We start from the raw sequence: 13598 nt of genomic DNA, 5'->3' as shown, positions 1-13598 counted from the left end.
GTGTGGTGAAGGCCAGTTACATCCTGCAGAAAGTCCCCCGCGCCACTCGCCGATCAAGTGCCGAACAGACAACCGGTACGCGGCCGCCGCTCGCCCGCCGTCCTTGGACAGGGCCGTGATTGTTACCCGTTATCTGACTCGAGAGATCGTCAAGCCGCTGGTGATGCTGTCGCTGGCGTTGGTCGTGATCTTCGCCGGTTACAGCAGCGCGGTGTTCCTCACCCAAGCGGCCAATGGCGTGCTTCCCACCAGCGTGGTAGTTGAGCTCATCGCACTCAAGACGATTATTGCCCTCGGAGTCCTTTTACCCATCGCGCTCTACTTGGGGGTGGTTATCGCCCTGGGACGGATGTACACCGATAGCGAGATGACGGCCTTACATGCACTGGGTGTTGGCCAAACGGATGTCCTACGCGCGGTCGTCGGGCTCGCGCTGGCACTGTCCATGCTTGTAGGCATACTTACCGTGTATGTCCGACCGTGGTGCTACCAGCAATCTTATCAGGTCAAGGCCCGAGCCCGCGTGGAATTCAACCTGAGCAACATCGAACCGGGGAATTTCAGCGAAAATAGCGCCGGCACTCGTGTGATCTTTGCGGCCAGCGGCGCAGGCAGCGAACTCCAGCGAGTGTTCATGCAACGCGAGCAACCCCACGGCGGCACTCAGGTCCTATACGCAATGCAAGCTCGCCAGGAACGCGACCCTGACTATGCTGCGCCACTCCTGCGCATGCGCAATGTGCACATATACGACCTAGCACGCGACGGCGGTCAGGACTTCATCGCCTCGGTCGCAGCGCTCTCCTATCACATGAACGAGCCGTCGATAGAGCCGATCGGATTCTGGCACTCGTCGGCTAGCATGGGCCAGCTGGCTGCCTCACACGCTCCGCCCGACATCTCCGAGTACCAGTGGCGGCTGACCGCGCCGGTCTCTGCCCTGCTGCTCGCAATCCTCGGTATCCCCTTAAGCCGAACACGCCCACGTCAGGGGCGTTATGCAAACATGCTCACAGCGGTGCTGGTCTACGCGGCCTATTACAGCCTGGATATCATGATCAGGTCCTGGGTCAGCCAGGGAGTACTGTCGAGCGTGCCAGGTGTGTGGCTGGCACCCATTGCGCTCGCCGTGATCGTACTCACCACCTGGAGTCGCCCACTCGACGCTTTGCGCCGCTGGCGCTCCGGCAGTGCCGGGGCGGCGGCGCCGTAAGCCTGCTCAACCGCCTATCACCGATGGACCGCCACCGGTCGGTTACTGGTGATGCCGCTGTTGCTGCCGGGGCTCGATCTACAGAGTCTCGGGATCAGATCAGTTGCATTGTCCGCTGCTGTTATCATTTGCTGAACCCGCCGGCGCCCGCCCCGCTGACCCTGCCGTAGCGCCTTCACCCCCACGGCCATTGACCGGGATGCTTCCCTACGTTGCGCCGTTAAGGGTAGAATTTGGGGAAATCTTCCCCTCTCCGCCGCTCGGAATGTCTCAGGCCTCCGACCAAAGCGACCCGCGGGGCCGGTCGGGATGACTCCGCGCCTTTTCCCCGGCTGGAAACAGCCGAGCGTGGTACACCAGCGCGGCGAAGCCGTGAGCATTGCCTGCACGAAGGGAAACCGATTTGAAGATCTTTTTTACGTTCGAAAATCCGCTTCCCAGCCCGGAAGCCGATGCCGAGGTCTTCATCAACACCGCAAAAGCCCTCGCGTCGCTGTCCGACCAGCCATGCTGGCTACACGTTCCTCTCCCGCGACGCACCAATCGTGTCGGAACGGTCGTGGGGACAGGAATCGACGTCGTCCGTGCTCTGGCCCCAACCCGGCCCGCGGTTCTACGGCACCTCTGCTGCGCCATGACGCTTGCGTGCCATCGCGCCTACTGGCAGGCCGACCTCGTCTATACCCGCAACCTCTGGGTCGCCCGGTGGGCGCTGGCGTTCGGGCAACGCGTCGTCTTTGATCACTATCGCCCCTGGGCAGACCAAATTCCACCGCTGCAAGGGTGGATTTTCCGTATTCTCTGCCATCGACGTTTACTGGCCCACATCTGCCACTCGGAATACACAAGGCTCAGCTATCTACGCCTGGGTGTCCCTGAAAGTCGGATCCTATGTGTCCATAACGGCTATGACCCGACGAGACTAGGTACTCCGGTGGAAGCAAGCGCTGCCAAACGAGCCATCGGCATCCCTCCGGAACGTATTTCGGTCATGTACACCGGCCGGATCAACGAGCGCAAGGGCATCGAAATCGTGATCGCCGCGGCACGCCGCCTGCCCGAAATCATTTTTGTCCTCGTCGGCTCTTATGGTAACGGTCCAATCGAGCAATCCGCGCGCGACGTCCCGAATGTACGGATTTTCCCCTGGCAATCCGATACGGAGTTGCCGAAATTTTTGTACGCTGCGGATATCCTGCTGATCCCTCCGAGCGCGAAACCACTCGGACAATTTGGAGTAACGGTCCTGCCCCTCAAGACATTCCTATATATGGGGACCGGGCGCCCGATCCTCGCCGGAGACACCCCGGATCTCAAAGAAGTGCTCAGCCACGGCCGCAATGCATTTCTGTGCCGGAGCGACAGTACGGAATCCCTTGTTGCTGGAATCCAAACGCTGGCCGGAGATTCGGTACTGCGTGAAACCTTGGCCGCCACTGCATTGCGCGACGCGCGCGGCTTCACTTGGGAGGCCCGCGCGAAACGGGTCCGGGAGATCATCGAACCGCGGCTTGCTCTGGCGCGGCAGAGCCATTCGTTCCGAGACCGGGTCCGCCGATCCGCGCGTTGGTTTGCCAACTTGGTATTGCGACGATCATGGATCCTGCCGTCCGACTCCGAGCCGCCCGAAAATAAACCCCCTGCAGGGAAATGATGGGCCTATGGTCCACGGCGTCCGGAACCGGCAGGCAGTTCACGCGGGTGCGCTGTCCTCGCCACCCGGATTGGCCCACGGCGCAGCCAGTTCGGCCAATAACTGCCGATCCCGATGTGCCCGAACATAGCGCGCGTCGAACACCCGCATAATCTCCCGTGCGCGCACGGACCCATACCAATGCACGACGCGTGTGTCGGGATAGAGCACTTCCTCAAGACGTGGCCGCTTACCGGGTGGATGCACCCGGAACCAGTGTTCCGAGATTTCCGGCCCTAGGGGAAAGAAAACCTCTGGGGGCAGGACCCTGATGTCTGTCGCAGCCGCAGCCCCGGCACCGCGCAAGGCATCCTGCAGGAGTTCCGGGCCGAGTGCATTACGCGAGCGGACCAGATCCTCAGGGCGCAAGGCCCCAGCGCGACCGAGTAATTCGGCAAGAAACGGGTGCCCAGGCGCAGCGCCCAACACCGCACCATTCGCAGCCGTGGGAAACCAATGCTCGATACGCCGAAAGTGCCGCCACCCGCGCGGATGACGGCGTAGCAGGTCTCGGGTGACAGAGCGCAGCACGGCTGCCCCAAAAACCAGGGGATTACGGCTCGCGCGGACCACTCCTGGCCAGACCAGCCGCTCCCTTCCGCAGAAAACGCCACCGGCCGCTCGTAGCGCGTCCAGTGGCGCTACCGTAACGGTATCCACATCCAAATAAACACCACCATAGATCCACAACAGTGCCATACGCGCAAGGTCGGACTGCATGGCCGGGCGGTCGGCGGCCCACTTTGCCACCTCTACGATCCGCGGCGCGACCCCTATCACGCGATCGACCAGCTCCAGGTAATCCAGATGCACGCATTTGACCCGCGGGGTCCTTAACAGGTCCACAAAATACTGCGCGCCGCTCAGATCGTCGGCGTGGTGAAGGATGACCTGCTCGTACCCCCCGCGGTCGGCAGCCGAACGAACCGCCAGCCAATTCAACCAAGGGAAACTCCGTCCGAACCAGACGAAGTGCGCGATCGGTGGAATACTATCGGTCAACGTGTCTCCCATCTTCAACAACAATTCGATTGAGAAGTCTCGAATTTATCCTTCTCAAAGAAGCTTCATTATGAAATTGACAAAATGGAACCCGAAATTATTCTTCAGCCAGTTATTCGAAACCAAATAGTGAAAAATTCTTACCTTGCTTTTTTTTAATCTAAACCACGCATCGCGCTGCGCCCTGGCATCCTGATCACTATAGCCACTCCCATGAGGATGGTCTACCGTGACCCCATCGTCAACCATCGCATATCGCCTAGTGGCCATGCTGAGAAAGCCTAGGTATATGTCCACGCCATGACCAATTTTGTTCACGGCTAAATCTATCGGACAAATTTCCTCAAGGTAGCTTAATGGTGTTACGAAACAGAAACCTTCAACAAAGGTCACCTTCCTCAGTCGATTACTACCCAAGTTATTCATATGATGATGCGTGGAATATTTTGCTGATGGTGCATAGACCCCTACTATGAATGCTTCGTAAACCTTATGAATTCTGTCGAACAATGCCTCAGGCTCATCAATAATCACATCTGAAGACGGCATTTCCATTTCCGTCAATTTCGACCCACTATCTAGCAGAACGGTGTCGCAAAAGGGAGAAAGGTTTTTCTTTAATGCAATTGCACCTGCATTGCAATTATGGTTCACAATCACGGTTAAAAGCCGCTTGATTGGCAACGGTGCCATTTAAAAATACCTGTTAGAATTTGAATTACGCGGATTAAACTTTGAGTTTCTGCTATGTGCACATAGGCAGATCCCATATCGACTGCCGCCCCCCTGCGTGCCGGCAGGAAAGCGAGCCGAAGGTTGAAGGCGATCAACGACCTCGACGTTGATCATGCGTCAGCACCTCGTCATACAACAACTCAAGCGCAGCGGTTCGATCCTCGATGTCGAAGCGCGCCTCCACCAGCGCTCGCGCCTGCCCCCCCATGCGCCGCTGTTTGTCACGATCCATGAGCAATGCGGTCATTCGCACGGCTAACTCGTCGGTGTCGCGCTCAGGCACGAGATAACCGGTCTCGCCGTCGATGATGACTTCGGGGATGCCGCCGTGGCGAGTACCTATCGCCGGCACCCCGGCGGCCGCGGCTTCCAACACGACCATCCCCAGGCCCTCCGTGCGCCCGGTCCTCGTGCGTACGCTCGGTAGCACCAACATTGCAGCCTTGTGCATCCAGTTAATCACTTCGGCGTGGGGCTGCGCCCCTAAAAACTGGATCTGTCCACCCAGCCCCATGGACTGTCCCAACTGCTGCAAATGGCGCCTCCGTGGTCCGTCACCGATAATAATCAGCTTGGCCTTCGGTACGTCACTTGCCACTTTGGAAAAAGCGCGGATCAGATACTCTGTCCCTTTCATTTCCACCAGCCGGGCGACATGGAGAATCCATGGATTCTCCGCGGCCGACTCTCGACTGCGGATCGCCCGCGTATCGACGCCGATGTAGTGGACGTGAGTGCGTTCCTCGGGGAAGCCTAGGGCAAGCACCCGTTCGCGGATGAACGACGATACACACAGGAACAGATCTCCCTGCCGTGCCAAGCGTTTCCGGAACAGGGGATAGTTGGCCCAGACGGGCGAACACAACATAGCCGCGGTCGATAGCGTCGCGTCGAAGCCGTGGAATGTGGTGACCAGCGGCACGCCCAGCCGCTTGGCCAAGCGTAGCGCATAGACGCCTTCCACGCCGAAGTGCGCGTGGATCAGCGCCGGGCGACGCCCGGCGAGCAGCCGCAAGTAGGAACGCGGGTCCCGTGTAATCACCTGGGATACCAAGCGGTGAAAACGTCCTAAGCCTGCCAGATCCTCCAGGGCCAACGATTCCGCACCCAATGGGACGGACCCATACCGGAAGCGCCCAAGGTAGAGTGGCTTGAACCGCCTCAAACGCCCGGCCTGTTGTACAATGAATGGTTCAGAAATTCTGAACAGGTTGTGTCGGTACACCACAACTTCACGCATGTTCGAGCAACCCTTGGAGCACTCGGTTCGGCAGGCACAAAGACGCAATCTTTGCACTGCGACGCGTCACGTCATTAGGAGTGAGAAAGCTAGGCATGGGAGGCTAGGAGGAGCAGCTCGAATGTACGATAGCATAAATGCGTGGATACCCAAAGTCGAGGACTGGAGCAGCGGTGTATCGTCCATGCCCGCCGGCTTATCCCCGTCCGTGCTCCGGGCCTACCCATGGCGCCGAAAGGGCGCTCAGTAACTGCCGGTCACGGTTTTCCCTTGCATAAGCGGCATTGAATATCGGGATGATGTGTTTCGCGCGTACCGATGCGTACCAGTGCACGATACGCGTGTTTGGTCCCACGAGCTCCGCCGAACGTACTGGCTTGTGCCTCGGATGCAGCCGAAACCAGTGTTCCGAGATCTCGGGGCCGAGTGGGGTGAAGTACTCCGTCGGTAGAACCCTTACATCGTTGCCCCGATACCGGGACAAGACTTCTTCCAAAAGATCAGTCCCGGCGGCGCAGCGCGAGGCGGTCAGTCGCTTAGTTGACAAGCCAGCGGCGCCGTTCATAAGCTCTACCAGGAGCAGATGTCCCGGCGCCGCGCCTAACACCGCATTGGACGGACCCACCGGATACGCATGCTCGATACGCCGAAAATAGCGCCAACCGTTTGGGTGGCGCCGCAACAGGTCTCGCACACCTGAGCGTGCGACGGCGAGCCCTAACTGCAGCGGGTTGCGGCTACCGTGAACCGCCCATGGCCACACCAGCCGTTCCGCACCGCAGAAAAACCCACCCGCCGCCCGCAGATCGTCCAGCGGCGCAATGGACACCGTATCCATGTCCAGGTAGACGCCGCCGCGGCGCCACAGCAGCACCAAGCGCACGAGATCGGCCTTCATGGCCGGATCCTTCAACGACGCAGCCATGGCGACAATGCCGGGAGCTATCGATTCCACAGACGTTAACAATTCATGGTAATCGAACCGGGCGCATTCGATCCTCGGATCATGGACGAGCCCCCGAAAGTGTTCCGCCTCACGCAGGTCATCAGCGTGATGCAGGAAGACCCGGTCATAGCCCCCGCGATCGGCGGCGGATCGAACCGCCAGCCAGTTCAACCATGGAAAATTCTTACCGAACCACACAAAATGTGCATGCGGGGGGATGGCGGCGGGCACTGGCAATACATCTCCTACGCTGTAGTTGTGGTCGAGCGGCGTCGACGACAATATTGCTGCATTGCCGACGGTGCAGCGGAGCCAATTTTGTATGCTAGCGCACTTCGGCTGGCAAGGGTAATGGCACGCGGCCGCAGGGCGTACACACCGACCTACCCACGAGCGGGGGCACCAAGGCGGCCCCGTGAAAATATCACCGCGCCGTTTCGATCACGCCTGCGACCCCAATAATTGCGATCACACCTGCGACCCCAATAATTGTAGAATGCGGAGCTTGTTCCCGATACGCTGCCATAAGCACGAAAAAACTTGGATGACCACCATAAAAATTTGCGCCGCGGCTTCAACTGGCTCGGCAGTGCGACGATCATTGCCAAACTGATCGATTTTGGGACGACGCTGGCCGTCCTGTGGTTTCTGACAAAAGATCAAGTGGGTATCGGATCGCTCGTTTGGTCCATCGCCTTCGTCGTGGAAGCAACCGAGGGCCTCGGTACCGGCGCCGCCATCTTGCAGGCTAAGTCGATTTCGCGCCTACAGTTGGACTCGGTCTTCTGGTTCTCCATTGGGGTCGCCGTGATCGCTGGCGCACTAGTATGGCTCGCGGCGCCCCTGATCCAAGACCTCTACCACATCCCGGGCTTGGCCAACTACTTCGTCGCAGTGATCGCGAAATTGCTGTTCGTCGGAGCGGCGCTGGTACCGCTACAGATGCTCAACCGCGAACTCAAATATGAGCGCATTGCCGTCGTGAATGTCTCTGCCACGTTAGGTGCCGCGCTGACGCGTCTTACGGTCGCGGCCATGGGCGGTGGCGCCTGGGCCATTGTCATTGGCTACGCCGCCCACGGCCTATATGTATTGATCGGCGTCCAAATCGCCAACCCCTTCGTCCCCCGTCTGCGTTTCCGTCTGAGCGCGATCACGGGGCTGATCCACTTCGGTTTCCGCGCCGCCGCCGCGGAAACCATGCAGCAACTCTTTCGCAACGTAGACTATCTGTTGGTCGGTTGGTTTTACGGCCCCGGTCCGCTGGCAATTTACCGCGTAGCATTCGATATTACCATGGAGCCTGCAGCCGCGATCGGGGATCTGGTAAACCGAACTGCTCTGCCGGTTTTTTCCAGATTCTCGGTAGCCAAAGAACAGGTCGCACAGTCGTTCACCTGGGCCATCGGCCGGATCGTGACCCTTATCGGTCCATTCATGGCCGCCTTAATCCTGAGTGCAGATCAACTGACAGCTTTGATCCACGACGCCAATGGGGCCAGCTACTCTGCTGCTGCATTACCTCTAAAGATTCTCGCTGGCGCGGCCGTGCTCCGCGCGCTCTATCAGCTCTTGTATCCGCTGGTGCTGGGAACGGGACGCCCGGGAATGGCCGTGCGCATGTCGGCGTCGACCCTGCTGATGCTGACGGTTGGTTTGCTGGGTGCCGGGATGATATTTCAGGCGCAGCACGGCATTGTAGCGATGTCGTTGGTGTGGCTGGCAATCTATCCCCTGTTGTTGGTTTGGGGCGCCCGATTCGCCGTGCATACGTACGCGCTAAATATGCGCGAATTGGCGAGTTCCATGGCGATCCCGGTGACGGCAACCGCCGCCATGATAGCTGCAATCGAGATGATCCGCTTACTGGCGAACTGGCCCAACCCCTATCTCCAAATAACCGTCACATTGACGGCGCTGGCCCTTACTTATGCAGGCATGTTTTTCTACACCCGCCGGCGTATCGCCAAACTCACCGCCGGTACGGGTTAACCATCACACAATTCCACCCGCCGAGCGTCCGGGAACCGATTCGGCTGTTTATACGTCTGCCCGCAGGCGCCTGTGTCGAGGGCCCAGCACCGGTGGCCACCAGCATAACTTTTCCACATCCAACACCCACTCGCCCTCCATGGAGAACTGGGGATGGGGTGATCCGGGCGGGTGGATTTCGTAGAGGGTTTCGCGTTTTGGCCAGCGGTGGGTCGCATTCCAAGTCCAGGCGCCGTGGCGCCTGTAGAAGCGCATGAGACGCCGGGCGGTGTTACGGTCGGGCGCCACGCAGCACCGGTTGGTCCATGACACCTGCGCACTGAGATTACACGCAAGTGGCCAACTCTTACGGCTGACATAATTCGAGAACCAAAGGGCGTACCCAAGCTCCGGCTGCAATGATGCGACCGCCCGATGAACCTGAATGTGCTCGGCGTGCCCGTACTCGCCCCATGGGTTGTGTGTATAGACCGTGGCGGCCCCGGCAAGGACTTGACGCAGGACTGACTCAAGGCGCGAATAATTGGCCTCGTAGCGAATACGGGCGGCAGGATCCGCGATTGCGATGCCCGATTCGGTAAGCCGCGGGCGGGCCCACTCCACGACGGTCTTGACGCCGCTCTCGGGCACGTCCAGGCTCAGCACCCGACCCAATGGCAGGGCGGTCACGGCGGCACGGCGCGCAGAGGAATCCCGAGGCCGTTCGAATAGGTCACCGTAGCAGAAGATGACACGATCGGCGCCGACGATCGCCGAGCTCAGCCACAGCGCCTCGTCATCCGGGTGAGCGACGACCACTGCAGTGAACCCTTGTTTAACCGGGTCGTTGGCTATCGCCGACCGATCGGTGAATGCATTGGAGTCTGTCACCGCCCCGATAGCACCCTATCGTAAAAGCCCTCGAGCCTTTCAGTCTGCTTGTGTATGTCAAAACGCGTCTCGACCAACTCGCGCGCGCGACGGCCCATCCAGGCCCGTTGCGTGGCATGGGCGAGCAACTCGCCCATGCGGGCTGCCAATTCGTCGCTGTCCCGCTCCGCTACAAGGTAGCCGGACTGGCCGTCGGTAATGATCTCGGGAATCCCACCGTGACGCGTGCCCACTGCGGGCACGCCGGCGGCAGCCGCCTCCAACAACACCATGGGACCGCCCTCAGTACGCCCGGTGCGGGTACGGACACTGGGCAACACGAATATGGCAGCCTTACCCATCCAAGCCATGACTTCGGCGTGCGGAAGCGCGCCGAGAAAACGTACCGTCTCCCCTACCCCCAGCGACCGAGCGAGAGCTCGCAGCCGCCGTTCGAGCGGTCCCTCGCCGATGATTACCAACTCGGCGGGCGGGGTACGCGGCGCGAGCTTGGCGAAGGCACGGATCAGGTACTCCGTTCCTTTGACCTGCACTAGCCGCGCGACGTTCAAGATCGTCAGGGGTTCGCCGCCCGGTTCACGCGGCTGGATCGCCGCGGTGTCGATGCCGATATAGTGAACGTGAGTGCGCTCCTCCGGAAAGCCTTGGGCAAGCACCCGATCGCGGATGAACGACGACACACACAGGAAGAGATCTCCCTGCCGTGCCAAGCGCCTCCGGAACAGGGGATAGTTGGCCCAGGCGGGCGAGCACAGCATGGCCGCGGACGACAGAGTCGCGTCGAAGCCGTGGAATGTCGTGACCAGCGGCACGCCCAGGCGCTCGGCCAAGGGCAGCGCATAGACGCCTTCGATCCCAAAGTGTGCGTGGATCAATGCCGGGCGACGTCCGCTGAGCAACCGCAGGTAGGAGCGTGGGTCGCGTGCGATCACTTGGCGTGCCAAACGATGAAAGCGCCCTAAGCCCGTCAGGTCCTCCAAGGCCAACGACTCTGTGCCCGGCGGGGCGGATCCGTACCGGAAACGTCCGAGGTAGAGCGGCTTGAACCGCCTCAAACGCCCGGCTTGCTGGGTAATAAACGGTTCGGAGATCCTGAACAGATTGTGTCGGTATACCACAACTTCACGCATGACCAAACAACTCCGGGAATACCCAACTCAGGAGGTACAAATAGATACTCTTGGCTAGGCACGACTGTGTCGCGGCCCGCGTGATGCCTGCAGAACATCCATGCCCCACAGGGATTCGGACTCGCAATTGGCCCTGGCTGCCCGCCGGGGCCCTACGCCTACCGGGGACTGCGCACCCGCGCGCTACGCTCGCCCTGCGCACAGCGAGTGAGGGCACCAATCATCGGGGAAAATCCCGAACGTTTAATAGCATAGATGCGCGGATACCTAAAGTCGAGGATTGTGGCGGCAAACACCGTATTTACATACGGCAGGTGCCGATAGACGGGGACTACGGTTCCTAGAGCTTCCTTGTGCCGTGTCACTGGATTGCATTAAATGCCGCCCAGATGTGTGACGACGGCAGGCGGCCGAATTCGGGTTTCCGCGGTTTAGGCGCTCTTGACCGGGATGCGAGGTTCTGGATCGCGGATCGTCTGAGCGCCGCGCCAGCGATCGAACATGCTCATCTGGTGCACGCAGCTCAAGGTGCATGCCGGACTACAGCCCTTTTGGGTCTTGAATTCCCGCTTGATGTCATCGCGGGTGTATTCGAGCAGCGGCGTGCCCGGATACCCGCGGCGCTGCGAACACCAATGGACCTTCCCGTGCTCGCAGATATACAGGTAACGGGCCCCGGCCCGGCACTTCCAGTCATTCGGCCGTCCGCGCATCAAGTTGCGCTGAAACAGCCAGTAGTTCACATGGTGCGTGAAGGACGGGGAGATGGAAGTCACCCTCCGGTAGGCCGTCGACTGCACCGGGCTCAGCGGTTTCAGCGTACCAGTGTCGTCGTGCAATACGCCAACAGAATGGAAGAACCCGTATTTCACCGCCGTCTCGGCCACCGTCACCACGTCGCGGGTCCGTTCGTCCGTGATGCCCAGGACCGAATTCACGTTGACCTTGAACTTGGCGTACCGGGACAGCAGTTCAAGCTTGCGATCCACGGACTTCAGGCTCTTCATCGACACTTCGTCCGGCTCCAGGTTGTCGATACTGATCTGCATCCCCTGTAGCCCCGCGTCGTTGAGCTGCTCGATGCGTTTGCGGCTCAGCCGGAACCCATTGGTGATCATGGTGACGATCATCCCGCGCGCGCGGATTGCGTGAATGACCGCCTCGAGATCGGGGTGCAGCAGCGGCTCACCCCCGGTACAGGTGATTGCCGCGGTTTTCAGCTTCGCGAGATGGTCCACCTGGGCCAGCAGCGTCGCCAGTGGGACCGGTGGGGAATAGTCGTCGTATTCGTTACAGTAGCCGCAGCTGAGGTTGCAGCGCCGCGTGACTACCATCTGGGCCAGCAGCGGGTTATAGCGGGAAGTGAGTGCGCGGGTCAGAAACCCGGCGCTGGAACGCAGGCCACTCAAGCGGCGCGTGAAGGCATTGTCGGTCATGGGGTCCAGGGACTTGGATCAGTCGTCGCTAGGATGGGAATCGGCCCGACATCCATAAGCTCCTATCGGGACGCGAAATTCCCGCGCATTATCCGCGGCACCGCCGCCCATCGCAAGTCTTCAGCGCCGTACCGTTCCGCCAGTCCGGTGTCTTGGCGCAGATTGCCGCCAACCCTACGAAGACGTCGACTATACGCCTCGGTCGGACGGAGACAGGGGCCCGGTGAAGGCCGAGAAAATTTAATCAATCAACTTACGATAACGCCTGTAAGTGCTGGTGCCCAGGGCCGGATTTGAACCGGCACGGCCGCAATGGCCAGCGGATTTTAAGTCCGCTGCGTCTACCTGTTCCGCCACCCGGGCACGCGTGCGCCGGGTCGATTGTACCGCAATGGGAGGTGAGCGTCCGGTAACACCGGACGTGTGGAGGCTAGGCCCGGAATCGAACCGAGGTACGCGGCTTTGCAGGCCGCTGCATGACCACTCTGCCACCTAGCCGAAGGGATGCGGACGCACGGTTGGCTACCGAAACCCAGCGGGAACGAGGGTACCAACGGGGCGAGGATAATAACAAGAGGCTCCGCGGCGGTCCACACCCTAGCGCCCGGGCGTTGGCGGACGCGCAAATCGTGGCAAGACGATCACAGAAGTCGGCCCGGGCCCGGCGGGGACGAGCCTAATTAAAACCATACGAGGTGATCGCAGTACCCGCAAGCCGCACGCCGCTGAGGTCCACCGACAGGGTGTGCCCCGAGATAGGTCCACTGAGCCGCTCGGGGCGGCTGGCCGAACGCACCGGCGGCATTGGTGATGCTTTTGGTCCCAGATAGCAGATTGGACAGCGCCATGATCGGATTCGGAAAGCTGGCCATGGTCACGACGATCGGTGGCAACGCAGACACAGTACCAGTCGTGTAGCTCCCATCGCCGCTACCGAGCGAGGTGCTGGCCACGGAGCGGCTATTGCTGGGAATCGTAGGGGCCGAAGTACCCTCGGTGATCAGTAATCCCGTCGCCAGGGATACCGGGTGTACTCCGCAAAATAATGAGCCCAACATGTCGGATCATAGTGCACCGATTCCACCGGAATATATAATTTTCTGTAATTTCAATCTGTTAATTGAAACGCGACAGGGAAAGCCGGTGTAAATTTTTCCGACACACCGACGTATACCATGCCCCGCCCGCCAGGCGGGGGTACATCAGGTGGAACCGGAGAAAAAGGAACGTGGAGCGGGAAACGAGACTCGAACTCGCGACCCCAACCTTGGCAAGGTTGTGCTCTACCAACTGAGCTATTCCCGCGCTCGGTCTGTCATTGTAGCCGCGGGCCCTTTACTG

Annotated in this window: 9 protein-coding genes and 3 tRNA genes; 3 read left to right on the top strand and 9 right to left on the bottom strand. The window is 60.1% G+C overall.

Annotated features, from left to right (window positions below; genetic code table 11):
* Positions 1-103 precede the first annotated feature (103 nt).
* Both B7Z66_10955 and B7Z66_10950 read left to right on the top strand, forming a co-directional pair.
* Positions 104-1213: an LPS export ABC transporter permease LptF gene (locus B7Z66_10955; GenBank protein OYV75964.1), complete on the top strand. Its 1110-nt coding sequence runs from the start codon at positions 104-106 to the stop codon at positions 1211-1213.
* 403 nt (positions 1214-1616) lie between these two features.
* Complete coding sequence (locus tag B7Z66_10950; protein OYV75963.1) at positions 1617-2867, top strand: glycosyl transferase; 1251 nt, start codon at positions 1617-1619, stop codon at positions 2865-2867.
* A 39-nt stretch (positions 2868-2906) separates the two neighbouring features.
* On the opposite strand, the gene B7Z66_10945 is transcribed toward B7Z66_10950, so the two are convergent.
* The 3 genes from B7Z66_10945 to B7Z66_10935 all read right to left on the bottom strand — a co-directional run bounded on the left by B7Z66_10945 (position 2907) and on the right by B7Z66_10935 (position 7252).
* Positions 2907-3932, bottom strand: coding sequence for a hypothetical protein (locus B7Z66_10945; GenBank protein ID OYV75962.1), 1026 nt, complete (start codon positions 3930-3932; stop codon positions 2907-2909).
* Positions 3933-4734: 802 nt separating this feature from the next.
* The gene (locus B7Z66_10940) at positions 4735-5883 is read right to left on the bottom strand and encodes a glycosyl transferase (protein OYV75961.1); all 1149 of its coding nucleotides are present in this window, start codon (positions 5881-5883) and stop codon (positions 4735-4737) included.
* A 196-nt stretch (positions 5884-6079) separates the two neighbouring features.
* A complete protein-coding gene (locus B7Z66_10935; GenBank protein ID OYV75960.1) occupies positions 6080-7252 on the bottom strand; it encodes a hypothetical protein in 1173 nt (390 codons plus the stop codon).
* A 117-nt stretch (positions 7253-7369) separates the two neighbouring features.
* Between B7Z66_10935 and B7Z66_10930 the strand changes: the two genes are divergently transcribed.
* Positions 7370-8821, top strand: coding sequence for a hypothetical protein (locus tag B7Z66_10930; protein ID OYV75959.1), 1452 nt, complete (start codon positions 7370-7372; stop codon positions 8819-8821).
* A 48-nt stretch (positions 8822-8869) separates the two neighbouring features.
* On the opposite strand, the gene B7Z66_10925 is transcribed toward B7Z66_10930, so the two are convergent.
* The 6 genes from B7Z66_10925 to B7Z66_10900 form a co-directional block, all read right to left on the bottom strand.
* Positions 8870-9700 carry a hypothetical protein gene (locus tag B7Z66_10925; GenBank protein OYV75958.1) on the bottom strand — a complete coding sequence of 277 codons (831 nt, stop codon included), beginning with the start codon at positions 9698-9700 and terminating at the stop codon, positions 8870-8872.
* Entirely contained in the window at positions 9688-10821 is a 1134-nt protein-coding gene (locus B7Z66_10920) for a glycosyl transferase (protein ID OYV75957.1), read from the bottom strand. The genes B7Z66_10925 and B7Z66_10920 overlap by 13 nt, the downstream gene beginning before the upstream one ends.
* Before the next feature lie 431 nt (positions 10822-11252).
* Positions 11253-12257, bottom strand: coding sequence for a radical SAM protein (locus B7Z66_10915; protein ID OYV75956.1), 1005 nt, complete (start codon positions 12255-12257; stop codon positions 11253-11255).
* Positions 12258-12532: 275 nt separating this feature from the next.
* Positions 12533-12620, bottom strand: a tRNA-Leu gene (locus B7Z66_10910).
* 61 nt (positions 12621-12681) lie between these two features.
* Positions 12682-12755 (bottom strand) — tRNA-Cys (locus B7Z66_10905).
* 731 nt (positions 12756-13486) lie between these two features.
* A tRNA-Gly gene (locus tag B7Z66_10900) sits at positions 13487-13562 on the bottom strand.
* Positions 13563-13598 lie beyond the last annotated feature (36 nt).

This window comes from Chromatiales bacterium 21-64-14 (assembly GCA_002255365.1).
Lineage (GTDB): Bacteria > Pseudomonadota > Gammaproteobacteria > 21-64-14 > 21-64-14 > 21-64-14.
The sequence above is the reverse complement of the archived record's forward strand: the minus strand, read 5'-3'. Positions and strand labels throughout refer to the sequence as shown.

Bases quoted from the DNA above. Each gene is read 5' to 3' on its own strand.
- B7Z66_10920 (OYV75957.1), bottom strand. From the start codon at position 10,821: ATGCGTGAAGTTGTGGTATACCGACACAATCTGTTCAGGATCTCCGAA.
- B7Z66_10915 (OYV75956.1), bottom strand. From the start codon at position 12,257: ATGACCGACAATGCCTTCACGCGCCGCTTGAGTGGCCTGCGTTCCAGC.
- B7Z66_10940 (OYV75961.1), bottom strand. From the start codon at position 5,883: ATGCGTGAAGTTGTGGTGTACCGACACAACCTGTTCAGAATTTCTGAA.